The organism is Flavobacterium frigidarium DSM 17623 (assembly GCF_000425505.1).
GTDB lineage: Bacteria > Bacteroidota > Bacteroidia > Flavobacteriales > Flavobacteriaceae > Flavobacterium > Flavobacterium frigidarium.
Window position 1 is genome coordinate 141,173 of sequence record NZ_AUDO01000001.1, and the last position, 26,000, is coordinate 167,172.

27 protein-coding genes and 5 tRNA genes are annotated in these 26,000 nt (G+C 34.5%); 16 read left to right on the forward strand and 16 right to left on the reverse strand.

The genetic code is table 11. The annotated features are described in order from the left end of the window. Positions 1 to 83 precede the first annotated feature (83 nt). Genes H603_RS0100620 through tgt form a run of 4 tightly spaced genes read right to left on the reverse strand, consistent with a single transcriptional unit; the run spans position 84 to position 5,288 of the window. Positions 84 to 2,018: an LTA synthase family protein gene (locus H603_RS0100620; protein ID WP_035675105.1), complete on the reverse strand. Its 1,935-nt coding sequence runs from the start codon at positions 2,016 to 2,018 to the stop codon at positions 84 to 86. Positions 2,019 to 2,066: 48 nt separating this feature from the next. Continuing rightward, positions 2,067 to 2,990: a DMT family transporter gene (locus tag H603_RS0100625; protein ID WP_026706770.1), complete on the reverse strand. Its 924-nt coding sequence runs from the start codon at positions 2,988 to 2,990 to the stop codon at positions 2,067 to 2,069. Then, positions 2,977 to 4,110 (reverse strand): LptF/LptG family permease, encoded by a 1,134-nt coding sequence (locus tag H603_RS0100630; RefSeq protein ID WP_084157698.1) that lies wholly within the window; start codon positions 4,108 to 4,110, stop codon positions 2,977 to 2,979. Before H603_RS0100630 ends, H603_RS0100625 begins: the two co-directional genes overlap by 14 nt. 47 nt (positions 4,111 to 4,157) lie before the next feature. Beyond that, positions 4,158 to 5,288 carry a tRNA guanosine(34) transglycosylase Tgt gene (gene tgt, locus H603_RS0100635; RefSeq protein WP_026706772.1) on the reverse strand — a complete coding sequence of 377 codons (1,131 nt, stop codon included), beginning with the start codon at positions 5,286 to 5,288 and terminating at the stop codon, positions 4,158 to 4,160. Between the two features lie 409 nt (positions 5,289 to 5,697). Here tgt and H603_RS0100645 point away from each other — a divergent pair, with 409 nt between their 5' ends. Both H603_RS0100645 and H603_RS0100650 read left to right on the forward strand, forming a co-directional pair. Continuing rightward, positions 5,698 to 6,024 (forward strand): DMT family transporter, encoded by a 327-nt coding sequence (locus H603_RS0100645; RefSeq protein WP_026706773.1) that lies wholly within the window; start codon positions 5,698 to 5,700, stop codon positions 6,022 to 6,024. Between the two features lie 104 nt (positions 6,025 to 6,128). Next, complete coding sequence (locus H603_RS0100650; protein ID WP_026706774.1) at positions 6,129 to 7,805, forward strand: amidohydrolase; 1,677 nt, start codon at positions 6,129 to 6,131, stop codon at positions 7,803 to 7,805. 58 nt (positions 7,806 to 7,863) lie between these two features. Here H603_RS0100650 and H603_RS0100655 read toward each other — a convergent pair whose 3' ends face one another. After that, a complete protein-coding gene (locus H603_RS0100655) occupies positions 7,864 to 8,613 on the reverse strand; it encodes an alpha/beta hydrolase (RefSeq protein WP_316930246.1) in 750 nt (249 codons plus the stop codon). A gap of 228 nt (positions 8,614 to 8,841) precedes the next feature. Between H603_RS0100655 and H603_RS0100660 the strand changes: the two genes are divergently transcribed. The 5 genes from H603_RS0100660 (at position 8,842) to H603_RS0100680 (ending at position 11,547) form a co-directional block, all read left to right on the forward strand. Further along, on the forward strand, positions 8,842 to 9,387 hold the full coding sequence (locus tag H603_RS0100660) for an RBBP9/YdeN family alpha/beta hydrolase (protein WP_026706776.1): 546 nt from the start codon (positions 8,842 to 8,844) through the stop codon (positions 9,385 to 9,387). 433 nt (positions 9,388 to 9,820) lie between these two features. Then, the gene (locus H603_RS16195; protein ID WP_051219070.1) at positions 9,821 to 10,345 is read left to right on the forward strand and encodes a COG4705 family protein; all 525 of its coding nucleotides are present in this window, start codon (positions 9,821 to 9,823) and stop codon (positions 10,343 to 10,345) included. Positions 10,346 to 10,407: 62 nt separating this feature from the next. Continuing rightward, complete coding sequence (locus tag H603_RS0100670) at positions 10,408 to 10,818, forward strand: DUF1003 domain-containing protein (protein WP_026706777.1); 411 nt, start codon at positions 10,408 to 10,410, stop codon at positions 10,816 to 10,818. 127 nt (positions 10,819 to 10,945) lie between these two features. Beyond that, positions 10,946 to 11,224 carry a rhodanese-like domain-containing protein gene (locus H603_RS0100675; protein WP_026706778.1) on the forward strand — a complete coding sequence of 93 codons (279 nt, stop codon included), beginning with the start codon at positions 10,946 to 10,948 and terminating at the stop codon, positions 11,222 to 11,224. Positions 11,225 to 11,235: 11 nt separating this feature from the next. Beyond that, positions 11,236 to 11,547, forward strand: coding sequence for a rhodanese-like domain-containing protein (locus H603_RS0100680; RefSeq protein WP_026706779.1), 312 nt, complete (start codon positions 11,236 to 11,238; stop codon positions 11,545 to 11,547). Between the two features lie 147 nt (positions 11,548 to 11,694). Here the strand turns inward: H603_RS0100680 and H603_RS0100685 are convergent, their stop codons facing one another. The 3 genes from H603_RS0100685 to H603_RS0100695 form a co-directional block, all read right to left on the reverse strand. After that, on the reverse strand, positions 11,695 to 12,789 hold the full coding sequence (locus H603_RS0100685) for an alkene reductase (RefSeq protein ID WP_026706780.1): 1,095 nt from the start codon (positions 12,787 to 12,789) through the stop codon (positions 11,695 to 11,697). A 19-nt stretch (positions 12,790 to 12,808) separates the two neighbouring features. Further along, positions 12,809 to 13,324, reverse strand: coding sequence for a hypothetical protein (locus H603_RS0100690; RefSeq protein ID WP_026706781.1), 516 nt, complete (start codon positions 13,322 to 13,324; stop codon positions 12,809 to 12,811). An 89-nt stretch (positions 13,325 to 13,413) separates the two neighbouring features. Beyond that, positions 13,414 to 13,995: a Crp/Fnr family transcriptional regulator gene (locus H603_RS0100695; protein ID WP_026706782.1), complete on the reverse strand. Its 582-nt coding sequence runs from the start codon at positions 13,993 to 13,995 to the stop codon at positions 13,414 to 13,416. 197 nt (positions 13,996 to 14,192) lie between these two features. On the opposite strand from H603_RS0100695, the gene H603_RS0100700 reads away from it, so the two are divergent. Continuing rightward, positions 14,193 to 15,041, forward strand: a complete 849-nt coding sequence (locus H603_RS0100700) for a transketolase (protein ID WP_026706783.1) — start codon at positions 14,193 to 14,195, stop codon at positions 15,039 to 15,041. An 85-nt stretch (positions 15,042 to 15,126) separates the two neighbouring features. Next, complete coding sequence (locus tag H603_RS0100705; RefSeq protein WP_026706784.1) at positions 15,127 to 16,080, forward strand: transketolase family protein; 954 nt, start codon at positions 15,127 to 15,129, stop codon at positions 16,078 to 16,080. Positions 16,081 to 16,374: 294 nt separating this feature from the next. Here H603_RS0100705 and H603_RS16200 read toward each other — a convergent pair whose 3' ends face one another. Then, positions 16,375 to 17,340 (reverse strand): FKBP-type peptidyl-prolyl cis-trans isomerase, encoded by a 966-nt coding sequence (locus H603_RS16200; RefSeq protein ID WP_051219072.1) that lies wholly within the window; start codon positions 17,338 to 17,340, stop codon positions 16,375 to 16,377. 78 nt (positions 17,341 to 17,418) lie between these two features. Here H603_RS16200 and H603_RS0100715 point away from each other — a divergent pair, with 78 nt between their 5' ends. After that, entirely contained in the window at positions 17,419 to 17,811 is a 393-nt protein-coding gene (locus tag H603_RS0100715) for an RNA-binding S4 domain-containing protein (protein ID WP_026706785.1), read from the forward strand. A 32-nt stretch (positions 17,812 to 17,843) separates the two neighbouring features. Then, positions 17,844 to 18,344, forward strand: a complete 501-nt coding sequence (locus H603_RS0100720) for a phosphoribosyltransferase family protein (RefSeq protein ID WP_026706786.1) — start codon at positions 17,844 to 17,846, stop codon at positions 18,342 to 18,344. Here the strand turns inward: H603_RS0100720 and H603_RS0100725 are convergent. Next, entirely contained in the window at positions 18,336 to 18,854 is a 519-nt protein-coding gene (locus tag H603_RS0100725) for a shikimate kinase (protein ID WP_026706787.1), read from the reverse strand. The two genes, H603_RS0100720 and H603_RS0100725, sit on opposite strands and share 9 nt — an antisense overlap. Positions 18,855 to 18,982: 128 nt before the next feature. Between H603_RS0100725 and H603_RS0100730 the strand changes: the two genes are divergently transcribed. The 4 genes from H603_RS0100730 to H603_RS0100745 all read left to right on the forward strand — a co-directional run bounded on the left by H603_RS0100730 (position 18,983) and on the right by H603_RS0100745 (position 19,427). Next, positions 18,983 to 19,055 (forward strand) — tRNA-Lys (locus H603_RS0100730). Positions 19,056 to 19,092: 37 nt separating this feature from the next. Further along, positions 19,093 to 19,165: transfer RNA gene (locus H603_RS0100735), tRNA-Lys, on the forward strand. A 42-nt stretch (positions 19,166 to 19,207) separates the two neighbouring features. Then, positions 19,208 to 19,290: transfer RNA gene (locus tag H603_RS0100740), tRNA-Leu, on the forward strand. 64 nt (positions 19,291 to 19,354) lie between these two features. After that, a tRNA-Lys gene (locus tag H603_RS0100745) sits at positions 19,355 to 19,427 on the forward strand. A 198-nt stretch (positions 19,428 to 19,625) separates the two neighbouring features. On the opposite strand, the gene H603_RS17410 is transcribed toward H603_RS0100745, so the two are convergent. The 4 genes from H603_RS17410 to H603_RS16205 form a co-directional block, all read right to left on the reverse strand. Beyond that, on the reverse strand, positions 19,626 to 19,868 hold the full coding sequence (locus H603_RS17410) for a hypothetical protein (protein WP_157510376.1): 243 nt from the start codon (positions 19,866 to 19,868) through the stop codon (positions 19,626 to 19,628). A gap of 196 nt (positions 19,869 to 20,064) precedes the next feature. Beyond that, a tRNA-Asp gene (locus H603_RS0100750) sits at positions 20,065 to 20,138 on the reverse strand. 401 nt (positions 20,139 to 20,539) lie between these two features. Further along, on the reverse strand, positions 20,540 to 21,064 hold the full coding sequence (locus tag H603_RS0100755) for a DUF4252 domain-containing protein (protein ID WP_026706788.1): 525 nt from the start codon (positions 21,062 to 21,064) through the stop codon (positions 20,540 to 20,542). A 6-nt stretch (positions 21,065 to 21,070) separates the two neighbouring features. Continuing rightward, complete coding sequence (locus H603_RS16205; RefSeq protein WP_157510377.1) at positions 21,071 to 21,328, reverse strand: hypothetical protein; 258 nt, start codon at positions 21,326 to 21,328, stop codon at positions 21,071 to 21,073. A 243-nt stretch (positions 21,329 to 21,571) separates the two neighbouring features. On the opposite strand from H603_RS16205, the gene H603_RS0100765 reads away from it, so the two are divergent. Next, positions 21,572 to 23,014: a S41 family peptidase gene (locus tag H603_RS0100765; RefSeq protein WP_026706789.1), complete on the forward strand. Its 1,443-nt coding sequence runs from the start codon at positions 21,572 to 21,574 to the stop codon at positions 23,012 to 23,014. 109 nt (positions 23,015 to 23,123) lie between these two features. On the opposite strand, the gene H603_RS0100770 is transcribed toward H603_RS0100765, so the two are convergent. Together H603_RS0100770 and H603_RS0100775 are read right to left on the reverse strand one after the other, a co-directional pair. Next, positions 23,124 to 24,155, reverse strand: coding sequence for a DUF5074 domain-containing protein (locus H603_RS0100770; protein WP_026706790.1), 1,032 nt, complete (start codon positions 24,153 to 24,155; stop codon positions 23,124 to 23,126). 3 nt (positions 24,156 to 24,158) lie between these two features. After that, complete coding sequence (locus H603_RS0100775) at positions 24,159 to 25,994, reverse strand: TonB-dependent receptor plug domain-containing protein (RefSeq protein WP_026706791.1); 1,836 nt, start codon at positions 25,992 to 25,994, stop codon at positions 24,159 to 24,161. Positions 25,995 to 26,000: the final 6 nt, after the last annotated feature.

The following is a 26,000-nucleotide window of genomic DNA, read 5'->3' on the forward strand; positions in this document are numbered from 1 at the left end:
CGACCTAATTTACACTTTGATGTTAAAAGATTTTTAAAAATACAAACATCTTAAAATCAGAAGTTAAACAACGAAATCCCTCCTTATTTTTGCCCTTTCATTTTATATTTTCGTTCATGATATAAGTAAGATGCAGCAGTTATATGTCCTAATGCATCTTTTGCCATTTCCGGATTGAGTTTCGTGGGCAATAGCACGGTATCATTTTGCATTTTAAATTGTAAAGGCTCTTTGTTTGGTTGCAAAATCACAACATCATTTCCTACTCTAAATGCGTTGTTATTATGAAATTGCATGATCGCTCTTCCCGCTGTTGTTTCTGGTAACTTCATTAAATTACGTCCAGGCATTGGATTTTTAACATCCATTCCTATAAAACTTAAGACCGTGGGAGCAATATCAATTTGGCTACACAATTTTGCATAGTCCATGCCTTTGGGAACATTTGGCCCAATTAACAAAGCGGGAATGTGAAATTTATTTATAGGTACAAGATTCTTCCCGTAAGTGCGTGTATTGTGGTCTGCTATTACCAAGAAAATCGTGTTTTTATAATACGCCTCTTTCTTTGCCATTTCGAAAAATTTACCAATCGAAAAGTCAGCATATTTCATCGCGTTGTTTACCGTGTTTTTCTTTTTATCATACAATTTAATTCTGCCATCTGGAAACTCGAAAGGTTCGTGATTAGAGGTAGAAAACATCAATGAAAAGAAAGGTTTGTCAGCTTTTGACTTGAAATAAGCATTAGCTTTTACAGCAAGATCTTCATCAGAATAACCCCAAGTCCCTTTGAAAGCCGTTTTATCATCTTTATAATTTGCTTCGTCTATGATAGTTTTAAACCCGTTACCATTAAAGAAAGCTGCCATATTATCAAAGTTCGCCATTCCACCATATATAAAACTAGTATCGTAGCCGTATTCTTTTAAGTTTTGCGCCAGCGTATAAAAACCTGTTTGAGAATTACTTAATTTCACTACACTCTCAGATGGCGATGGTAAAAAACCGGTAACCACTGCTTCGATACCGCGCACACTGCGTGTTCCTGTTGCATATAAATTAGTAAATAGCAGTCCTTCCTTAGTTAGTTTATCAAACTCTGGAGTTAGCGGTAAGCCTCCCAAGCTCCCTACATATTCTGCTCCTAAGCTCTCTTGTAAAAAAACAACAACATTATACGGCCTTTCAAGAATAGTATCTGCTCTTTGAATGTGAAACAATGGCAATTCATCATCAAGAAAATCTCCTGCCGCGACATTCATATATTTTTTAACACGAGCTAGCGCTTCTTGAGAATCCATTTTACCGTACATTTTCTCTGCGTTTCCTTCGTTTTTGATCGAATACAAAGCATAACCAACAGTGTAAAGAGAATTTAAACCTAGATTATTTGTCAGTTGATCTGTTGAAAAAATAGCATTGCTCGCATTAAATGGTCGTTTAGAAACCAAGCTGGAACGTGCTCCAAAAAACAGTAAAAATGCAACCAGTGGAAATAAAATTAACTTGGTTTTGTAGTCGCTGTATTTTGGATAAAATATAAAGCACACATTTTTAATACTAACATATAAAGCGGCTGCAATAAGTATGAAAGAAAAAATCATCGAACCTAGGTAACTTTTAAATAATGTCCCTAAAACCTCTTTGGGATAGATCAAGTAATCTATAAATAATTTATTAGGACGAGTGTCATATTCGTTAATGAAGTCGTGACTAGCAAGCTCCATAAATAGTAATAAAAATAGAAAGCTCAAAAAATACCAAGCAAAAAACTTCTTGATTTTTTCTAAGTAATAGTGTGGTAAAACTGATAGTAAAAGAGCTGGTAGAAAGGAAATATAGGACAACAAAATCAAATCCATACGCAGCCCGATAGGAAAAATCATCCAATAATCCGCTGTTTGAACGACTCTATCTTTGTAAATAATAAAAAGTACAAATCGGCTAATTGTTGTAATCAATAAACCCAGGAAGAAAAAATTCAACAAGGGCTTTAAGTAAATGATTTTTTTCATTTTTATTTTAATCCCAAATCAGGATAAGGATATGTAAATGTGATACTGTTATAAAATATCTGCCGAAGCTTGTTCTTTTGCGACAGCAGTCTCTTTCGGTGTCATTTTGTGTTTAATAATTCCGTTTAGGATAACGGTTATAATAATTATTACAGCACCTACGTAAAAAGAAAAGCTCATTTTTTCTTTTCCTCCAATGATAAAATAAGCAAGAATAATTCCGTAAACAGGTTCTAAGTTTGTAGTCAACATTACTGTATACGGACTTAATTTTTCCATCACTTTTACTGAAGCCGTAAATGCGTAAGCTGTACAAATTGATGCTAAAATTAGAATCAAAATCCAATTATTTGTTGTCAATTCGAAAAATTCGACACTAAATTTTTGCTGTATCAAATAGTAAATACTAATAAAAAACACCCCTGAGAGAAACTCATAGAAAGAAATTACAGACGGATCATGCTTATGGATTAATTTTCCGTTCATTAAGGTAAAAAGCACTCCTAACAAAATCGAAATAAGAGCAAATACCATTCCCTCATAGTAGTTTACCTCAACCTTCATAATCATAGCAAGACCTGCGATAATAACAAGACCAAAGAAAACCTCATACCACAAAATCTTTCGGCCATAAAATAGTGGCTCTAATAAAGAAGCAAAAAAAGCTCCCAAAGAGAAGATGGAAAGTGTAATAGAGACATTAGAAACTTGAATCGCATGAAAAAAGGTAACCCAATGCAGTGCAATTAGTAAACCCACAAATACCAACTTTAAAAAAGCGGTCGTGGGCACTTTAAACGATTTCTTCTTGTAAATGATAAATGCTCCTAGAAAAACTCCTGCTAAAAGCATGCGATACCATACGATGGCATCGGCAGTTATTGTAATTAATGCGCCTAAGATGGCAGTAAAACCCCAAATAAAAACTATTAAATGTAGGCTTAGGTAACTTTTGAGCTTATCGTTTTGCATTGCGTAGTAAAAATATTGCTAGTACTCCAAAAAACATATTAGGGAACCAAACGGCTAGAAAAGGTGAAAAGGTCGATTTCTCAGCAATCGTTCCAAAGATTTTATCAAAAAAGACGTAACCAAATGCAATCGCGATCCCAATAGTCAAATTCATTCCCATTCCTCCTCTACGTTTCATTGCTGAAACTGAAACGGCAATAATTGTCAATATAAAGGCCGAGATAGGAACACTAAACTTTTTATAAAGAACCACCATATACACGTTTATATCAGAGGAACCTCGCTTTTTTTGCTTGTCGATAAAATCAATTAATTTATTTAAGCTCAACGTTTCAGCGATATACACCACCGGAGTCAAATCCTCTAAATCAAAAGAAAACTTGGCAACTTTTTCTGTTTCTTTTTCGATTTTATCATTGATTGCACCTACTGTTCTTTTGCTATAATCGTACATAGTGTACGTGCTGTCTTTTGGATTCCACTTAATTCTACTAGCGGTAATCTTAGAAACTAATTTATCCTTTTCAAAGCGCTCTAGAACAAAATTAAATGCAACTTTAGAATCGGTATTAAAGCTATTAACATAGATAAATTCGTTAGCGTTAATTTGTCTATAAACATCGGTATTATTTCCCATCATGGCTTGCTTGCCACCTCCTTTTAAGTAGGTATACCTAAAGTAGTTAAATCCTTCACTGGATTTTGGGACTACGTAAAACCCCATGATTAAAACAAAAACAGAGATAATTGAAGCACCTATGATGTATGGCCTTAAAAAACGTGTAAACGAAATACCCGAACTTAAGATTGCTATAATTTCTGTGTTGTTAGCCAGTTTTGATGTAAACCAAATAATGGATAAGAATAAAAATATAGGAAATAGGGAATTCGCAAAATAAATAGTAAAATGATAATAGTAAATTGCGATTTCGATCAAAGGAATTTCATTAGCAATCATTTTATTGATCTTCTCAGATACATCTATGATAATCCCAATAGGAATAAACATCAACAGCATAGCCGCAAATGTAGCCAAGTAACGCTTCAAGATGTATAAATCTATAATCGTCAAGCCTAAAAATCCCCTACTGGGCAATTTGCTATTTGTTTTTTTTGTCATATTACAATTTTACCAGCTATATATTTCTCTCAATGATCTCAGAAAGATTACAAGCGTTGGCTCATATTTTTCACCATCATGTCTTTCCAAACTCTAAAATCTCCAGCTATAATACGTCTTCTTGCTTCACGCACTAACCACATGTAAAAACCTAAATTGTGAATTGTAGCAATTTGCTTTCCTAAATATTCATTAGCTGCAAACAAGTGACGCAAATAGGCTTTTGTATATTCTGTATCTACAAAGGTATGTCCCATTTCATCTATTGGAGAAAAATCGGCTTCCCATTTTTTATTTTTGATATTGATGGTTCCGTTTGCAGTAAACAGCATCCCATTTCTAGCATTACGTGTAGGCATCACACAATCAAACATATCTACTCCTAACGCAATATTTTCTAAAATATTAATAGGCGTTCCCACTCCCATTAAGTATCGTGGTTTGTCCTCTGGTAATATTTCACAAACAACCTCGGTCATTGCATACATTTCCTCTGCAGGTTCTCCAACTGATAGTCCACCAATCGCATTTCCTACTTGATTCGAATTTGCAATATATTCGGCTGATTGCTGGCGTAAGTCTTTATAACAACTCCCTTGAACAATGGGAAAAAAGGCTTGATCATATCCGTATTTTACCGGTACTTTTTCAAGGTGATTTACACAACGATCTAACCAGCGGTGCGTCATTTTCATCGAGCGCTTAGCATAATTATAGTCACAAGGATACGGCGTACACTCATCGAACGCCATGATAATATCAGCACCTATAGTACGCTGAATTTCCATTACATTTTCAGGAGTAAAAAAGTGGTACGATCCATCAATATGTGATTTAAACTTTACCCCTTCTTCTTTAATTTTTCTATTTGCAGAAAGCGAATACACTTGGTACCCTCCTGAATCTGTCAAAATATTACGATCCCAGTTCATGAATTTATGCAATCCACCTGCTTTTTCAAGAATTTCAGTTTGTGGACGCAAGTATAAGTGGTACGTATTCCCTAAAATAATATCAGGGTTTATGTCTTGTTTTAATTCTCTTTGATGCACTCCTTTAACAGAGGCAACAGTACCCACAGGCATAAAAATTGGTGTTTCTATAACTCCGTGATCTGTTGTAATACTTCCCGCTCTGGCTTTAGATAGCGGATCTTTTTTTAATAAATCAAATTTCATAATACCATTTTTCTACCGATTGTTCGGCGGGCAAAGATAGGTTAATTTGAAAACTAGAGAATTAGATAATTCAAAAAATTAAATAACATTTAGTATTTGTTGTCATAAACTGTATTTAAATTCACAATGTATGTCTCATTTCTACAATTTGGGCATGCCCTTCCCTGATTAGCATCTGGGCCGGTCAGGCTATTCGCTATATTCCCGCTAAGATAAATTAGGACTAAAAAGTCCTATTTTTCTAAAGCGCGCGATGCCGCTGCTATCCTTCATGCAATGGCATCATACTGCAGATAAAAATATAACAAAACTTCAAAATCTTTTTTTTTATAAAAAACTGAAGATAAAAATGACTGATTGTAATTAATTCCCGTTTGGGTTACAGATATTTGCATAAAAATTACAAACAATGAATTGGATCATATTAATTATAGCAGGATTTTGCGAAGTGGCTTTTGCATTTTGCTTAGGTAAAGCTAAGGAAACTAGCGGTGCTGAAGCTAATTGGTGGTATGTTGGTTTTTTAATCACCTTAACACTAAGTATGACTTTATTGATAAAAGCAACCCAAAGTTTGCCCTTGGGTACAGCCTATGTTGTCTGGACAGGTATTGGTGCGATAGGCACAGTGCTAGTTGGAATTTTATTCTTCAAAGATCCTGTGCACTTTTGGCGCATCTTTTTTCTAATGACCTTAATTGGATCAATTGTCGGATTAAAAATGGTATCCCATTAATTCTGGCTAATTATTATTTCGCGAAAGCGGTACCATCTTTTTTAGTTCTTTAACCGTAATGAACTGAAAAACAACTACCTTAAAACATTCAAAACTACCACTTAATGCCACATATAAAAACCACTTTGTATTTAAAAATTGCGTTCATACTATTGCTATCCACTTTGATTTCGTGTAGTAAAGTAAAAACAGCCGATTTAATCGTTACAAATGCTGTTATCTGGACCGGAAATGAAAATCAAAAGACGGCGCAAGCGATGGCAATTGATGCCGATACAATTGTAGCAATAGGTACAATAGAAGAGATCAATAAATACAAAGGTAAGAAGACTAAGATAGTTGATGCTTATGGCAAATTTATTACTCCAGGTTTCATAGATTCTCATGTGCATTTACTACAAGGTGGTAATAGTTTGTTGAATGTTGAATTACGAGATGCAAAGACTCCCGAAGAATTTGCTAAGCGAATTGGGGATTATGCTAAAACATTACAAGCTGGAGAATGGATTCTTGAAGGAAATTGGGATCATACACTGTGGGGAGGAACATTACCCACAAAGGAATGGATTGATAAATATACCATGGATAATCCGGTGGTAGTTTATCGCCTAGATGGACATATGGTTTTTGCAAATTCTGCTGCGATGAAATTTGCTGGTATCGATAAAAATACTGCTGATATAAAAGATGGTGTAATCGTAAGAGACAAAGAAGGCAATCCTACAGGGATTTTCAAGACTAATGCCATGCCTTTAATAGTAGACAAAATACCCGAATTAACTAGGAAACAAAAAGAAGCTGCCTTGGCAGCAGCTATGAAATATTTTGCCTCAAATGGTGTGACATCAGTGCACGATTTAGATAGTTTATCAAGCTACAAAACTGCAAAGAGATTTAAAAAAAAGGGTGATTTAACGCTGCGAATATATAGTTCGCGTCCGTTAGACAAATGGATCGAACTGGCAAATGCCGATTTAAAAAATAATAAATGGTTAAAACGCGGACTGCTTAAAGGATTTGTTGACGGCTCGCTTGGCTCGCACACTGCCGCTTTTATTGATAATTACAGTGACAATGTTGGAGACAAAGGCTTTTTAATCACAAATCCAGCTACTTTAAGTGAATGGATTACTAGTGCAGATCAAGCCAATTTAAATATTACTGTTCACGCCATTGGTGATCGCGCAGTGCAATCTATCTTGTCTGGTTATGACAAAATAATTAAAAAAACTGGAACAAAAGATCGAAGATTTAGAGTGGAGCATGCGCAGCACATCGTTGCAAGTGACATCCCTAAATTTGCAGAATTAGGTATTATCGCAAGTATGCAACCTTACCATGCTATCGACGATGGAAGATGGGCAGAGAAAGTTATAGGTGCGGAACGCATGAAAACGACCTATGCTTTTAAATCACTACTCGACGCCAAAACTAAAGTAAGTTTTGGTAGTGATTGGCCAGTAGCACCAGGTTCTGCTTTACTAGGTATTTATGCCGCTACTACTCGAAGAACCTTAGATGGTAAAAATCCAAATGGTTGGAATCCAGAACAAAAAATCACTGTAGAGCAAGCTTTAACGGCTTATACTAAAAGTGGTGCTTATGCGTCTTTTGATGAAAAAACAAAAGGAACTTTAGAAGTTGGTAAATTAGCTGATTTTGTTATCCTGAGTCAGGATATTACTAAGATTGATCCTGTAAAAATCAAAGAGGTGTATGTTGTTAAAACCTACGTGGGCGGCAAGAAAGTTTATGACAGATCAAAGAAAAAGAACTATTAGAAATAGTTTAAAATAAAAAAACAGAGAGCGATTCAATACAAATCGCTCTCTGCTTTTTTTATTTTTTGTTTTTATTTATAAAATCAAGTGTCTCATCAAATCGATCGCTGTATGGCCAGAAATATTGCGTCACCATAGGTACATGTTTCTTGTCGATATGAATAAGTTCAACTGAAGGTTGGAACGGTTTCAAAGCTTTTAAAAACCGATCGTTTGCTACTGTAATTGATGGATAGGTTTTGTCTCCTACATAAATTAAAAAAGGAGGTGTATTTTTATTTAAAAAATAAATAGGAGAAGCATCTTTCCATTTTGCTGGATCTGCAGTCCAAGTAGCCAGGTAATCGTCTTTAGTGGTTGGAGGATATTGCTCTAAATAATTTTTCATATCTAACCCTGCCGCATCGTTTAATATAATTCCAGCTATGCTTTTTTCGTCGATTCCGTATTTAGGATTCATTACTGCTAAGGCTGCAAGATGCCCTCCTGCTGAGTGTCCAGTCACGTAAATTTTATTTACATCACCATTAAAACTTTTAACATTAGCTTGCACCCATTTTATTGCTGCAGCAACTTCCTTAGCCATATCGTCATAATTTGCTTTAGGACTCAACGTATAATCTGGAATTATAGTTACGACACCTTTCTTAGCAAAATTGCGTCCCAATAAATTGTAGGTGTCTTTATTACCGCTATTCCAGTTTCCTCCATGTATAAATATCAAAACAGGAGCCGCTACACTTTTGTTATCAGGCTGAAAAATATTCAATTTGGGTGCCTCTACAGAATCTACTACTGCAGAAGTCATAAAAGATTGGTCTTTAATTTTTTTAGAACTGCATCCTGTTAAGAAAAAGATGCTAATTAATGTTAGTATCGTAAAGCTGTATCGCATGTTGTTTTTTAACAAATATATTAATAATGAGAAAAAACAAAGAATGGCTTGTTTTAAATTATAGAACTATTAACATCTGTTGTATACTGACGGTTATTCATTATTTTTACAAAAGAAATACAAACTTATTATAGAGACATAATGGAATACACCCTATTAATCGTTCCTGGACTTGGTAATTCAGGAGTGCAACACTGGCAAACGTATTGGCTTAAATTATTTAGTAACGCTCAAAAAGTAATTCAAGAAAATTGGAATGAGCCACAACTTGAAAATTGGCTAGAAGCCTTAAACAAAAAAATTGCTACTATTGATGGACCAATTGTGCTGGTTGCACACAGTTTAGGTAGCATATTAGTAAATCAATGGACTACGACTAACTTTGATAAAAAGGTAATCGCAGCAATGCTTGTCGCTCCCGCCGATGTAGACTCGGCTACGCATACTCCTCCCGAAACGAGGAATTTTGCCCCTATAGTACAAAACATCTTGCCCTTCCCTACTGTTGTTGTAACATCAGAAGATGATCCTTACATCTCCTTCGAAAGAGCGAAGTTCCTTGCTGAAAAATGGGGAAGTACATTTGTAAACGTTGGGTTAAAAGGACATTTGAATACAGCTTCTGATTTAAAAAATTGGGAAGAAGGTCAAGAAATACTTACCGCATTGATTGCCGAAATTAATTAAAAAAAAACAGCCTTAGATATGAAACTAAGACTGCTTTTAAGGGCTAATTATGAGAACAACTAACCCTCCCTTTTCAATTAACATACTAAAACTAACTAAAACAAACTTTATAAAACTGTGCTGCTGAATAATCAGTTGACCGACAAAATCAACGTTATCGCATCACATTCAATTATAATATCAAAGTTTTTATACATTTATAAAAATAACCAATTAAAATAAATATTTGAACTATTGACATTTCAAAGATACTACAACTAAAAAGCTAATTAGTAATCATTTAGACCAAACCAAAGTATGTAACGTTAAAGGTCTTAATAAGTGTAGACGAACGGTAAATAGACGTCTTAATCAAACATTAATCTACCATATTGCGTTTTCATTTTACATTTGTGAGTGAATTTTCCCCTAAACTAACCACACAAATTTTAAGATGAAGACCATCAATAAAGTGGTTGAAATATCTGATTTTCTTGATCGCAGTCTACATCTGGGATGTAGTGCAGAAGGCTCTTTATTATTGGCGGGGCTACTTACAACTCTAGGATTGTGGAAAGCTGTTTTTAAAAGTATTTACGTCTATCCATTACTCGGTACGACTAGAGAATTATTGTACTGGATTGCTATTTCATTTTCAAATAGTTTAAGAACCGCCTTTGGAGATTTTTTAAGTGATATTATGGGTTTAAGCTATCTTACAGCTGCTATTATAACGGCTACAATAATTTTATTTATAATGCTTTTACATTACACAACAAAGATTAATACTGTCCTACTTTTTTGGATCGCCTTTGTATTTACACGACCATTTGGTGCCGCCTTTGGAGATTTTTTAACTAAGGCGGTTAGTAAAGGTGGATTAGCAATAGGAACTGGTACAGCCAGTATTATTTGTTTGCTGTTAATGATTACTTTTGTTCTGATTTCGCAACAAAAAAACAGCAAGATTTCTCAGTAGAGCTTCCTCTTTTTTGTGCGTTATTTTATTATTCGAAAATAAATCTAACAAAAGCACTAATTATGTTGAAATCTAAAAATTGGCACCAGAAACACCGAGACGATTTAGACTACGGAAGTCGCATCGCAGATTCAGTTGCTAAAGGAATGGGATCTTGGAAATTTATAATTATTCAAACAGTTCTAGTGGTATTGTGGATGGGATTGAATTTAGTTGCCTTTGTACAACATTGGGATGTATATCCTTTTATTTTACTCAATTTATTATTTTCGACACAAGCCGCTTATGCCGCACCTATTATTATGATGTCTCAAAACAGACAGAATGAGCGCGACCGTGTGCAAGCACAAGCAGATTACCAAACTAATATTGACGCCAAACTGGAAATTGAAGCGCTTGCTGCTAAATTAAACAGTATTGAGGTTGAAAAGCTAGATAAAATCATGCGTATGTTAGAAGAAATGAAGTCATAATTTTAAATATAGTAGTGGCTAGAAAACAAAAAAAATGTTGTGTAACAAATGTTACTGTAGTTTGCCGTGACAATAATTACCTTTATCTAACTATTTTCAAAGTAGCGGAATTTTAAAATTTAAGAATATGACTGTAGAAGAAATTATAAAAAAAGATTTAGGAACCATTATCGATGTACGATCTTATGGAGAGTTTATGGGTGGCCATGTAGTCGACTCAATAAACATTGCGTTAAATGAAATACCAGAGCGATTGGAAGAAATAAAGAACCTGACGATGCCTTTGATACTTTGTTGCGCATCAGGAAATAGATCTAACCAGGCGCAACAGTTCCTTTCGCAACAAGGAATAGAATGTTATAATGGCGGTTCATGGCTTGACGTAAACTATTACAAATCAAAATAAAACACCAGTAGATGATCACGTTTTTAAAAAAAATATTGGGAGTAGGACCAGCAACAAAATACGCTGAGTTAATGCAACAGTCAGCGGTTATCCTAGATGTACGATCTCCTGCCGAATTTAAGCAAGGACATATTAAGGGAGCATTGAATATGCCATTAAACGAACTAGAGAAACTAGTTTCGAAAATTAAGAAAGATAGTATTGTTATCACTTGTTGTGCATCAGGCATGCGAAGCGCTTCAGCAAAAAACATCTTAAAAAATTCTGGTTATGAAAAAGTTTATAACGGTGGTAACTGGAGCAGCCTAAATAATAAAATATAAATACAAGAGTTTTGTAAAGTAAAAAGTCCCAACATAATGTTGGGACTTTTGTATTTTAATGAGATTTATAACTTTGTAACTCTCTGTTGCATTGCATCACAAACATTGTTTTACAAATAAAATCTCATTCACAAATTAAATTTTAAATTATTCGCCTAATTTAGGGTAGTCATTATATCCTTTCTCAGTGAAAGTATAAAATGTACTTTGATCTGGAGCATTAAGCGGTGCATCTATTTCAAAACGTTTTACTAAATCAGGATTTGCTATAAATGGTACGCCATAAGCAACCATGTCTGCATCTCCGTCTTCAATCACTTTATTTCCAGTTTCCTTAGTAAATCCTTTATTGATCATCAATAAACCATTGTACATAGGTCTAAAATGTTTAGCAACTTCAGTAACTGCATAAGGAACTTCGCTTACATCAGTAAAAGGTTCCGTAAGGTGCAAGTAAGCTAAACCGTAATCGTTTAATTTTTTAACAATGTATTCGTGAGTTGCGATAGTATCTTTATCAACAGTCATCCCTTGAACACCGTGCATAGAAGGATTTAAGCGAACACCCACTCTTGAATAACTAATTACGTCTTTTAAAGCATCGAGAGTTTCAAACAATATTTTAGCTCTGTTTTCTATGCTTCCTCCGTACTCATCAGTACGTGTGTTAGAAGTTCCGTTAAAGAACTGGTGGAATAAATATCCGTTAGCAGCATGTAATTCTACACCGTCAAAACCAGCATCTACAGCATTTTTTGTACTGTTTTTAAAATCTAAGATTGTAGCTTTGATTTCGCCTACCGTCATTTCCTTAGGAGTAACTGTATCGATAAAACCACTTTCTACGTATGCTTTAGCTTCAGGATTAATTGCCGATGGAGCGTGTGGTAATTCACCATTATGTAACTCAGGATGAGATAATCTTCCTGTGTGCCATAATTGAACAAAGATTTTACCGCCTTTATCATGAACTGCCTTTGTAACTTGTTTCCAGCTCTCTGTTTGTTCTTTGCTATAAAGTCCAGGAACATTGATAAATCCAACTGCTTTTTTACTTACAACAGTACCTTCTGTGATTAGCAAACCAGCATCTGCACGGTCAGAATAGTAAATAGCCATTTGTTCAGTAGCCAAATTCCCTTCGTTACCAGCGCGACTTCTAGTCATAGGCGCCATAGCCATGCGGTTGTTGTACTTTTCAGTTTGATATGTATACGGTTTTAATAAGGTGATATCACTCATAATTTGTTGTGCTTAATTTTTAATTGATTTGAGAAACGTACGTATTGAAACCTATGCCTTCAAAAATACTTGAAACAGTATCTAATGCATAAGAATCATGACCTTCAAGCAAAAATTCTTTTTCGGCTTGATCGTCAGTATTTATATTGATAACTTCGATAATTCTAGAATGAGGAAACAACAAGTCAAAACTAACTTGATGATTGATTGACTTTGTGAATTCGTCATCATTTTCCATTATTACGATGATTTTTGCAGTAGCTACCTCTTTAATTGTTTTAACAACGGTATCATCGTTAATGCAAAAACCAGAAAGAATAATCATATCGGCTTCCCAACTTGCGTTTGTAGCACAAGGCATTATTTCGATAGAAGCATAACGATTTTCTGTCAAAAGAGATTGTTGAATCTTATTGACTTCATTTATATTTTTATCGAATAATAAAAGTTGGTAGCGTGCAGCTAACTCATTCAATACCGATAAATTTCTTTTATCTGAGGCACCAATAACGGCGATTGTTTTTATGTTTTGCATTTTTATCAGTTTTAATACTGCAAAACTACAACCATAAGCGATAACCTACTGTTGAGGTAGATTAAGAAATGGTATTGATCTAAATCAAGTTACCTTCTCAAGCTAATTTGTTTCCTAACTCTGCTCAATGTTTCTGGGGTTAAACCCAAAAAAGAAGCAATCATGTGTTGTGGTACACGAGCTATAATATCAGGATAAGCGCTAGTCAATTTGAGGTATTTTTCTTCGGCAGAAGAATTAAGTGCCGCATTAACACGAGATTGAAAGGCGATAAATGCGTTTTGTAAAAGTATTCTTTGATAAGTTTCAAATACTGGTAATTTACTCATCAAGTCTTCACGGGCAGTGTAAGTAAGCAACAATAATTCCGAGTCTTCAATTGCTTCAATAGTATGTGTAGAATTGCTTCCTTGTAAAAAGCTGGCAAGATCACTAATCCACCAACCTTCAAAGGCAAATTGTATGACATGTTCATTTCCTTTTTCGTCAGTAGCATACGATCTCAAGATTCCTTTTTCGATAAAAGCATTGTAAGTGCAAACATCTCCTTCTAGAAGTAATGTTTGTTTTTTTCTTAATTTCTTCGGGATAAAAAAAGTTTTACAAAGTTCAAATTCTTCGGCTGAAATTTTGACTTTTTCTCGGATACTTTTTTCTAGTTGTTCATACATGCTGGCAAGGTAATAATTCAGCATTCATTAAAAAAATGTTATTTTAAAAAACAATGCTTTTTCGAATAAAAAAACTATCAAATAGTATTAATCGTTTCAGTTGAAGTGCACTATCGCAATGGTAACAAAATCGTAAATCATTTGTCTTACGCCAAAATAAAAATTACATTTGTAACAGTTTAACTTTTACACACAAAATGAAGCCTAACACACAACAATTAAACGATTTAACTATCCAAGTAAGAAGAGACATTCTTCGAATGGTACACGCCGTAAATTCAGGACATCCTGGAGGATCATTAGGCTGTACTGAATTTCTAGTAGCTTTATACCAAAACCTTATGGAACGCAAAGAGGGATTTGATATGGACGGTATAGGAGAAGATTTATTCTTTCTATCAAACGGACATATTTCTCCTGTATTCTATAGCGTTTTAGCACGTAGCGGGTATTTTCCAGTTTCAGAATTAGCGACATTTCGTTTAATCAACACAAGATTGCAAGGTCACCCAACTACTCACGATAATCTTCCAGGAGTTAGAATCGCATCTGGTTCGCTTGGTCAAGGTTTGTCTGTAGCAATTGGTGCTGCTCAAGCAAAAAAATTAAATAACGACAACCACTTGATTTACACACTTCACGGTGATGGTGAATTACAAGAAGGTCAAAACTGGGAAGCAATCATGTATGCATCTGCTAAAAAAGTAGACAACCTTATTGCAACTGTCGATCTTAACGGAAAACAAATTGATGGTACTACGGATGAAGTACTAGCAATGGGAAGTATTCGCGCTAAGTTTGAAGCTTTTGACTGGGATGTTGTCGACATCAAAGAAGGAAACAACCTAGAAGCTATTTTAGCTGGTATGAATGAGGCAAAATCAAGAACTGGAAAAGGAAAACCAGTTTGTGTATTATTACATACTGAAATGGGTAACGGAGTTGATTACATGATGCACACACATGCTTGGCATGGTAAAGCACCTAATGATGCACAACTAGAAAATGCATTAGGGCAAAATCAATCAACTTTAGGCGACTATTAATAATTTTAAATTTTGAATTGTAAATTTTGAATTACCACTCAAAATCTTTCAATTATTAAATATTTAAATCTTTGAATTTAAAAGAATGAAAAAATATACAAATACAGGAAGTAAAGATACTCGTTCAGGTTTTGGAGCGGGAATGACTGAATTAGGTCAAAAAAACGAAAATGTTGTTGCCTTATGTGCCGATTTAATTGGTTCATTAAAATTTGATGATTTCAAGAAAAATCACCCAGAGCGTTTTTTCCAAATTGGTATTGCAGAAGCAAACATGATTGGGATTGCAGCAGGATTGACTATTGGTGGTAAAATTCCTTTTACAGGAACTTTTGCTAACTTCTCTACAGGAAGAGTGTACGACCAAATACGTCAATCAGTAGCTTACTCTGATAAAAATGTAAAAATTTGTGCATCACACGCAGGATTAACGTTAGGAGAAGATGGAGCAACACACCAAATTCTAGAAGATATAGGATTAATGAAAATGTTGCCAGGAATGACTGTAATCAACACATGTGATTACAACCAAACAAAAGCAGCTACATTAGCTCTTGCTGATCATCACGGTCCAGCTTACTTACGCTTTGGACGTCCAGTTGTACCCAATTTTATGCCAGCTGATGAGCCTTTCGTAATTGGAAAAGCAATCCTATTAAGTGAAGGAACAGATGTAACAATTATCGCTACAGGTCACTTAGTATGGGAAGCTCTTATTGCTGCAGAAGCATTAGAAGCTAAAGGTATCTCTGCTGAGGTTATCAATATTCATACAATTAAACCTCTTGATGAAGAAGCAATTCTAAAATCGTTGGCTAAAACTAAATGTGTAGTTACTGCTGAGGAACATAACATTCTTGGAGGTCTTGGAGAAAGCGTAGCTAGAGTATTAGCATTAAACACTCCTGCTCCACAAGAGTTTGTAGCGGTTAATGATAGCTTTGGAGAGTCAGGAACTCCAGCACAACTAATGGATAAATATAAATTGAACAATGAAGCTATTGTAGCTGCTGCTGAAAAAGTAGTTGCTAGAAAATAATATTCATTACCATAATAAAAAGCCGCTAAATCGATGATTTAGCGGCTTTTTCAATACCCATACTGCAAACAGTATTGTAGTAAAAGAATATAGAGAATTATCAATCAAACAAGGCAATTCTACCGTACTCTAGATCTACAACAAAATACTAGTGTAGATTATTTTATTCGAAAAAACATTCTCTAGCATAGAAAAAGTGCCACTAAACATTTAGGAATACAAATAATTGTTAGAACAAAAAAAAATCTCATTTCGATCGAAATGAGATTTTTTTTGTATGCTATGAATTCAGTATTATGGATGACTGTTTTTGTCTAAGTAATTTGTACCAGCAGCAAGTTCTGCTTTAGTTGTGAATCCGTCCCCATCATCGTCGATATCTAAGAAATCTGGAACACCATCACCATCTGTATCATCTGGGTTTACAGCATCTGTAGGTAGTTCATCTGCTCTCCAAACATAACCATCGCCATCAATATCTTCCAAATAAGATAAAATACCATCAGGATCTGAAAATATTGAAGTACCAACATTTCTAATCTCTAAATCGGATCTTACCAGAGCATATAATTTAAAACTAAATACTAGAGGAGCATAAGACGGAACTGAACTTGTGCCTGTAGCATAGTAACCCAAACCCGAAGGAATAAATATCACACCAGCACCAAAATCGCTATATGAAACTGTACCATCAGTAGTGCCTGTTGCAGTACCTGTTCTAAATTGTGGAAAAACCTCTCTCAACCCTCTAGTTTCTCCATATAAGCTTTTTGTACTTTGAGGAAATTTTTGCTCTTCAAAATCAGTTGATGTCAAAGTAGAAACAGCATCTGTTCCTGTTACTCTACTTAAATAAACTCCCTTGTAAGATGTTAGTACATTATCAACATTACTAGGCTTATCTCCACTACCTTCTCTTAAAGCCAGATAATACAATTTATATGTCAAGTCATGTAACTTCACCTCTCTTACTAGCAATTTAGGGAAAGTAGTTTTATTTAAATATGACATTATAGAAGGCTGTGTTCCTCCTGTTGGTATTTGAGTTATGGTAACATCTTGGTCATCAGAAAAACCAGGGTGATTAGTAATGGTGATATAATTAGAAGTTAAATATTCTTCGATATCGCTAAGATCTGTAGGATATTGTTCACTGTATTCTCTTGCAGGAGTCAATTCTATCGTATCATCACTTTTCGAACATGAAAATAAAGAGAGTGTTGTAATTGATAAAATAAAATAATACTTAAATTTGTTCATTATAGCTGATTTTTAAGTGCGCAAGATACAATATTGATTTATTTTTGTAAACTATTTAACTCTGATTTTATATTTTTTATGCGAATAGATAAATTTTTATGGTGTGTCCGATATTACAAAACTAGAAACATGGTTACCGAGGCATGCAAGAAAAATCATGTAACAGTAAACGGTCAAGTAGCCAAGCCCTCTAAGGAGGTTTTCCCTACTGATAAAATTACTTTCAGAAAAGATCAAATTACTCAAATTATAACTGTTTTAGATATTCCAGAAAGCCGCGTGGGTGCTAAACTGGTGGATATGTATCGAAAAAACGAAACGCCAGCAGAAGCATACCAACACCTAGAGTTGCTTAAGTTGTCTAAAGAACATTACCGAAAAAACGGTACCGGAAGACCTACCAAAAAAGACCGTAGGGACATTGACGAATTCGGAAACGAAATTCACAATGAAGATGAAGATTCAGAATAAATTTAAATGCAATTGCAACCAACACTAAAACTATGAGCAAAAACATCATATTAACACATCAAGAGATCGAACACAAAATTACCAGAATTGCTTATCAAATTTATGAAACCTTTGTAGATGAAAAAGAAGTTGTGTTGGCAGGAATTGCCGTAAATGGATATATTTTTGCTGAAAAAATAGCTGCAGAGTTAAAAAAGATTTCGCCTCTCGAAGTTTTACTTTGCAAAGTGTCGATTGACAAAGTTCATCCCGAAAATGCAATCACCACTTCTATTTGTAAAGAAGCATACGCAAACAAAGGCTTAATATTAATCGATGACGTTCTAAACTCAGGAACCACACTTATATATACAGTACGCCATTTTCTAGACGTTCCTTTAAAGAAATTTAAAACGGCGGTGTTAGTTGATCGCAACCATAAAAAATACCCCGTGAAAGCGGATTTCAAGGGGATTTCTCTTTCTACTTCACTGCTTGAACATGTACAGGTAGTTTTTGATGAAAACGATCAAAACTACGCTTATTTAAGCTAGAATATATTCGATATCAATTACAGTTTCTGTTATCGTCTTTTCGTCTACCGAAACGACGTGTTGCGCTTGATTATAAAAATAGCTTCTCTCAAAAAGATGCATTGCAATAAACTCCTTCATCTGCTCATCATCCATATGAGCAATAAGGGGTCTTTTGCTTTTATTAGGCGACAGTCTATTAAATAATGTATTTATAGAAGCCTTTAAATAAATCGAAACGACATTATCTGCAGCTAATAACAAATGATTATTTGCATAACAAGGTGTTCCCCCTCCTAAACCTATAATAACAGATTCCTCTGATTGTAATAATTCGACAAAAGCTTCGTGCTCCATCCTCCTAAATTTGATTTCGCCCAGTTGCTCAAATATATCTTTCACTGATAGATTGGCCTTTTTCTCTATATATTCGTCTAAATCCACAAAAGCAATTTGTTTTTTTTGAGACAAACTTTTTGCGATTGTAGACTTTCCGCACCCCATGTATCCTAATAGCACAATTTTCTTCATATAATAAATCCCTATAAGTTAGACCGTTATAATTAATTGATAAAAAAAGACAAATTTAAAGCAAAAAACTTTGGAAAACATCAAATAAAGTCCTTATATTTGCACCCGCATTCAAGCAAAGAAATTATGACTCGATAGCTCAGTTGGTAGAGCACATCACTTTTAATGATGGGGTCCTGGGTTCGAGCCCCAGTCGGGTCACAAATAGTGATCAAACACATAACTTACTTGAAAGCAAGACTCGATAGCTCAGTTGGTAGAGCACATCACTTTTAATGATGGGGTCCTGGGTTCGAGCCCCAGTCGGGTCACAAAATGGTCGAGTATTAACTACTTGACCATTTTATTTTCACGGCCACGTGGAGAAACGGTAGACTTGCCATCTTGAGGGGGTGGTGCTCGCAAGGGCGTGTGGGTTCAAATCCCACCGTGGTCACAAAATAATGACAATAAAATACGAGAAGGACAATACCAATTATCCTTTTTTAGAAATACATAATGACTCGATAGCTCAGTTGGTAGAGCACATCACTTTTAATGATGGGGTCCTGGGTTCGAGCCCCAGTCGGGTCACAAAAATGGTTAAGTAATTTTTACTTAACCATTTTTTTTTGGACTCAACTCAAAAATTTTCAACAAAGCTTAAACAATCACTTCAAACAACATATCCCTCCTCCTTAAGCAATGAAAATCTCAAAATAACAATTTACACATGTAGGTGATAAAATAGAAGAAGCAAATCTTACTTCATCTTAATACCGATCATTAAAGTTAATCCTCAAAACCACAAAGACTGTAGCCCCTATTTTTAGCGTCACTTATGCTTACTTTTTCAATCTTGTGAGAACAGCGGTTCAATCCCGTACAAGATTGCGAATAATGATATTTAGAAGCCGTTTTACTTACACAAATATAAACAGCTACAATATTTGTAGTATGATCTAGATCTCGCGATACAGGAGCATTTAAAAGATACATACTCACAATTGAAAGCGACAGAAAGAAACTCTTCATAGATAAAATAATTAGCTTGGATCTAATGCAGTTAATCACTCAATAACATTACAATTAAACAACTCTGCAAGTCCAATAGTGGTAACCTTAAAAAAACTAAATATAAACAGATTCACTGACAAACAGGAATTAAAATTTGAAGTAAAAATTAGGCATAAAAAAAACCTTTCATTTCTGAAAGGCTTTACCAATATTGCGGTCTGGACGGGACTCGAACCCGCGACCCCCTGCGTGACAGGCAGGTATTCTAACCAACTGAACTACCAGACCCACTGTTATTGCGGTGGCAAAGATACAACAGAAGTCGGATATTACAAGTACTTTATTTGATTATTAATTGCTTTTTTTTACTTTAAAAACCAACTCACTGATTGTGAATACTAAGCAAATAAAAATAATTTGGATTCCGAATCGTAATCGTAAGAATTTACTACAAAAACATCTTTTTAGTCCTTAATATATTGTTCTAAATTAAAAATAATACGCTAGCTATTGGGGATTCTAGCCCAGATTGAAGCGGCATCTTCTTAAATAGTAAGGCAAGATTTTTTAATATTGCTTTACTATTTAAGAAATATAGCGGAAAGCTGGAAAAAGCTCCAAAAAAAAATCCGACTTTTTATGGAAGTCGGATCAATTGTAAGGTATTTTAAATTATGTTTTACTAATTTTTACTTAGCTTTAGTCACATCTTTTAAATCAACACCACCTGGAATTTTAATTTTATCTGTTAGCGCTGATACTTCGTTTAAATAGAAATTACCAGTTAAAGACATCAAGACGGTTTCTTCGCTACTATTTGCTCCGTCAATGAACATTAATAATTCGTTGATAGAATTTCCCGCACCTGACTTAACAGATATCTTTACATTTTTCCCATCTTGATTAACTAACATTAGCTCCTCTAACCCTGCGCTACTAACATATTTATCAGCTGTAATTTTCATATCCTGCGCTCTTTTACTGTTTCTAGTAGTGTACACCTTTAAATTGTCTAATTTCTTTATAAGCGTCATATACCTTTGTGTTTCTGCATCACTAGCATCAACCCGAACCTTGCTCATTAACTCAAACATTTTTTTATTGACTACCACAGTTTTAATATCATCTTGATCGTTGTACTTGTCAAAACTTGCTTGTGCAAAAAAACTGCTGCTATATAGTATTATGGTAGTTAAAAATAGAAACTTTCTCATTATGATTTATTTAGTTGTTTTAAAAATTAAATTCTTTGATTTATCGTATTCATCGACATACAATACACTTTCTATGCCAGTATTAACATTAGTAGATAACTTCTCTAATGCTTGTTTGGTTTCCCGCAGCGCTTCTTCGGGACTATCATAAGTCCCTAAATCTTTTTCAGCCTGACTCTTTGATTGATTGCATGAGCAAACACCAAGAGCAAATGTAATAACAATCAAAACAGCACTGCTCTTAAAACGCCTTAGATTATACAATGTACTATATTTTATAGATTACGGAATTATTCCTCGAAACAAAGCTACTAAATTAATATTTGTGTCATCCTTAAATAAAAGAGCTACTACATCGAATATTTGACACTAAACAAATGCGCTTTACTGCTTTTAAAAATACTTAGAAAATAAATTCAATTAATTTATCATTATTTTAATAAATCGTGATAACTATCAAAACTAAACATCCTATTTTTACGTTAGTATAGTTATAAAATACCACCTATGAAAAAGACCTACAAATTTGCCTTACTTATCTTTTTAAGCGGACTATTGTTTCAAAGTTGCCAAGATAATGACGACGTGATTGCAACAACAGACTTAGATGTACAAGATTTTGTGTGGAAAGGCATGAACCAATATTACTTATGGCAAGCTGATGTTCCCAACTTAGCTGACGACCGCTTTGCAAACCAAGCTGCACTAGATGTATTTTTAAAAGGTTATACTGATCCTGAAGACTTATTTCAAGCGCTACGTGTTGATAAGTCTATCGATAGATTTAGCTGGATTGTTGACGATTATCGCGATCTTGAAGGTGCACTAGGCGGAATCACAGAAAACAATGGTCTAGACTTTCAATTAGCCTATAAAACACAAGGTAGCGATGATATCTACGGCTATGTGCGCTACGTATTACCAAACTCTGACGCGGCTGCAAAAAATGTAACCCGTGGGACAATCTTTTACGGTATTAATGGCACCCAATTAAATGTTAGCAATTATAATTCTTTACTATCGAATGATACGTATACTTTAAATTTAGCTGATATTAAAGATGGTGTGTTAACTCCAAATGGAAAATCAATCACTTTGACTAAATCAGTTGTTGCTGAGAATCCTATTTTTATTAAAAAAGTACTTACAGTAGGTACTCATAAAATAGGTTATTTAATGTATAATGGTTTCTTTAACGAATACGATTTGGCTTTAAACGACGCTTTTGGTGAATTTAAAAGTGCACAAGTTACCGACTTAGTTTTAGATTTAAGATATAATGGTGGTGGATCTGTGCTTACAGCAACAAGATTAGCCAGCATGATTCACGGACAGAGCACCGGTAAAATTTTTGCTAAGCAAGAATGGAATGCAAAAATAAATGATTACTTTAAGTCGAATAACCCTGAACAATTAAACAATAATTTTACTGACAAAATTGACACCACGCCAATTAACAGCTTAAATATTAAGAAGATTTATATTTTGACTACTGGAAACACTGCTTCTGCAAGTGAACTAGTAATTAATGGATTGAAGCCTTATATTGAAGTAGTGCAAATAGGTGGTACAACTGTTGGTAAAAACGTAGGATCTATCACGTTGTATGACTCTCCTACTTTTGGTAAAGAGAATTTAAACCCTAATCACCGCTATGCTATGCAACCTCTGGTGTTGAGAATTGTGAATGCGGACGGTTTTGGAGAGTATACTAGCGGGCTGTTACCCGATATTGCAATTAATGAAACACCATTAAATTTAGGAGTACTTGGTGACACAGAGGAACCTTTCTTAAAAACAGCCATCAACAAGATTACAGGTTCTACAGCTAGATTTAGCGCTCCAAGCAATCAAAAAGCTGCCCTCTTTTTTAAAGATACTAAAGCGATGAATGGTCAAAACCAAATGTTCATAGAAAAAGCACCCGAAGGATTGCAAAAAGCTTTGTAAAAAACAATTTAGAGCAAAAAATAAAGCCAGTGAAAATTTCACTGGCTTTTTATTTATCCTTTAGAAATACCACTTTCAAAGAACAAAAACAGAATTGTAAACCTGTTTATTAGTTGTTAGCATAGAAACCGTTTGGTCCCATACCTACCTCTACCGTTTTTAAAGCTTCTCCAGTAGCTGAATATACTACTACCTTTCCATCATTGATAAATCCTGCAGCATCAGCTGTATATATCTTTCCGTCGATTGCTGCAAATCCATATAATGTTGACCAACTATTGGCTGTAACATTAAATAAAGGAGTTTCTGTAAAAGTAGTTGCCGTTAAATCCATTACATATATACCTGTTCCGCTAGTATAATAAATCTTTGAACCATCGATATCCATATTGATAGAATTTGTCAAACTCGTAGTTTCAAATGATGTCGCAACATCTGTTGCAGCATTGATTTTGAATAATTTAGTTCTAGTATCATTTCCACATAATACATAAACACTACCATTACTAGCTTCGATTGAATTAATTCCTTCTTCTACTGTAATCACTTTAGATACTTTATTTGTACCTAAATCAATAACCGAAACTTCATTTCCTGACCCGAAACTACCATTCATTACATATAGTTTCCCATTCGATTCAACAATGCGTTCAGAAGTCTTTCCTACTTCAATAGTTCTTACATAGGCATATGTTGAAGCGTCATAAACAGTCACCGCATTAGAAATCGCATTTGTTACATATAAAAATCCGTTGTAAACCACACTATAGCGTGGGTTTTCTAAATTAGCGGAAATTGTAGCTACATTTTTAAAACTGTAACGATCAACAACTCTTACTTCATTTGAGTTATTAACAACAATAAATGCTTTGTCATTATAAAAAGACATTGATTGCGCTACGTCTCCTAATGTCTCTGTAGGATTCATTGTCGAAAAAATTGCATTTTGAAAAGTTACCAAGTCATTTGATAGAAAAGAAACTGACGCATTAGGCGTTCCAAAGTTCCCTTCATTTAAAATAAATACACCGTCAATATAAGCACCAGATGGAATATCTATTATTGTATCGTCGTCGTTACTACAAGAAGTAAATAAAAGTGCAAAAGCAGCAAGTCCTAAATAAAGATTTTTGAATTTCATGTTTTAATAATTAAGGTTTAAATAAATTGTAAAGTTTCGCCCCGGCATGTATCGGCTAGGCAGTGATTGATACTCTTTGTTCCATAGATTGGCTACTTTAACGCCAACCTTAAAAGTATTGTTTTTACTAAAGTTATAATCGGCTCCTATATTAGAAACCATAAATCCGTCTAGAATATTTTTTGGGTTATTATCTGAAGTAGTGAAAACTTCACCTGTATACAGCAACTGATAATAGCTTGCAAATTTTTTATAATTGTGAGATAAAGAACCTGTAAGTTTATGATAAGGAACATAGAACAATTGCTTTTGGGTACGCTCGTCTTTGGAGACTGTATAGGCGTAAGTTCCGCTCAAATCAAAATAGTGATTATTAAGTTTCTTGCTCCACCCTAGCAAAACCTCAGCACCATAAATTGTCACTTTGTCTGTGTTTATAGGCGACCAATTGCCTGCGTTTGTAGGCAACCAGCGAATCATATCATCGATTTTAGAGCCGTAAGCTGTTACAGAAAAATGCAGCTGTTTGAATTTAAAATCATTTCCTACCTCTAATTGATAGGCATTTTCAGGTTTCAAATCTTTGTTTCCACTACCCGCCCAATACAAGTCATTGAATGTTGGAATACGGTAGTTTCTCGAAAAATTCAATTTTAGTTGGTAAAAATTTGTAAAAGAATATTTTGAACCTACAGAGAAAAGGATGGGACTTTTGTAAACATCTGAGATTTCTTTTCGAATGCTAGCCTCAGTATTCCAGCGGTCACTTACATTGTATTTATAAAATAAACTTACACCTCCTATTTGACGAGTACTAGCACCTATTCCGTCTCCCTCACCATTATTTTTAGTGTAATCTAAAATTACTGTAGCCATACTATTTTTGGAAAAAGTATAATCAAGATTGTATTTAGCAATAAAACTTTTCACACCACCGCCAGTAAATCCCTCTCGATTGATATCTTCAAAATAATTGTAATGCTCAGTGATGTAGGCCAATCGTAAATCAGTGGCAAAATCATCAAACTTACTACTCCATGTAAGTAAATTTCGAGTATTAAAATCTTGGTATTTTGTGCGGGTCGCATTTGGTGATGTTATCGAAAAATGGCGCTCTCCGTCATACACTTCACTATACAATTTGACATTATTATTCCCATTGATTTTATAACCAAAAGCAACATTTAATGCGTTATTGTAAAACTGCCCATTAGTATTTCTACCATTCCGTCCTACAAATTTAAAATCGTTATCAGAGCTATTTCGATTAAAACTAGCATCAACACTAATTTTTTCAGTAGCTGCAGTAATGCCGTAAACAGCACTTAGTGTATTAAAGTCTCTGTAGTATACTTGTAAATCACTTTTAAAAGTGTCTGAAAATTTCAAATCATTATTCAAGTGAATCGTCCCTCCTATTGCACCACTTCCATACATGATGCTACCTCCTCCTGCTTTTACATCAATTGAATTGTAACCACGAGTTGCTACTGTATTAAAATCTGTTTGACCTAAAAGTTGCGAGTTGATATTGATTCCGTTCCATACTACAACCGTTTGCTGCGCTGTAGTTCCTCTAAACGAAGGAGACGAGACCATTCCCAATCCGTTTTCTTTAAAGAAAATAACAGTGTTGTAATTTAAAAGTGAGGTTAGTGAAGATTGATTCCTACTAATAATTGTATCGCTCAACCGTTGTACCGATTGTGTGTTTGAAGTTCCCTTTAATTGCCTATCAGATACAATTACTTCTTCTAGTCTATTGATAGAATCATTTTGTGCCATTGCAAATTGACACAAAAATAGAAGGCCGAATAAAATGTGTTTTTTTATAGTCATAATTTC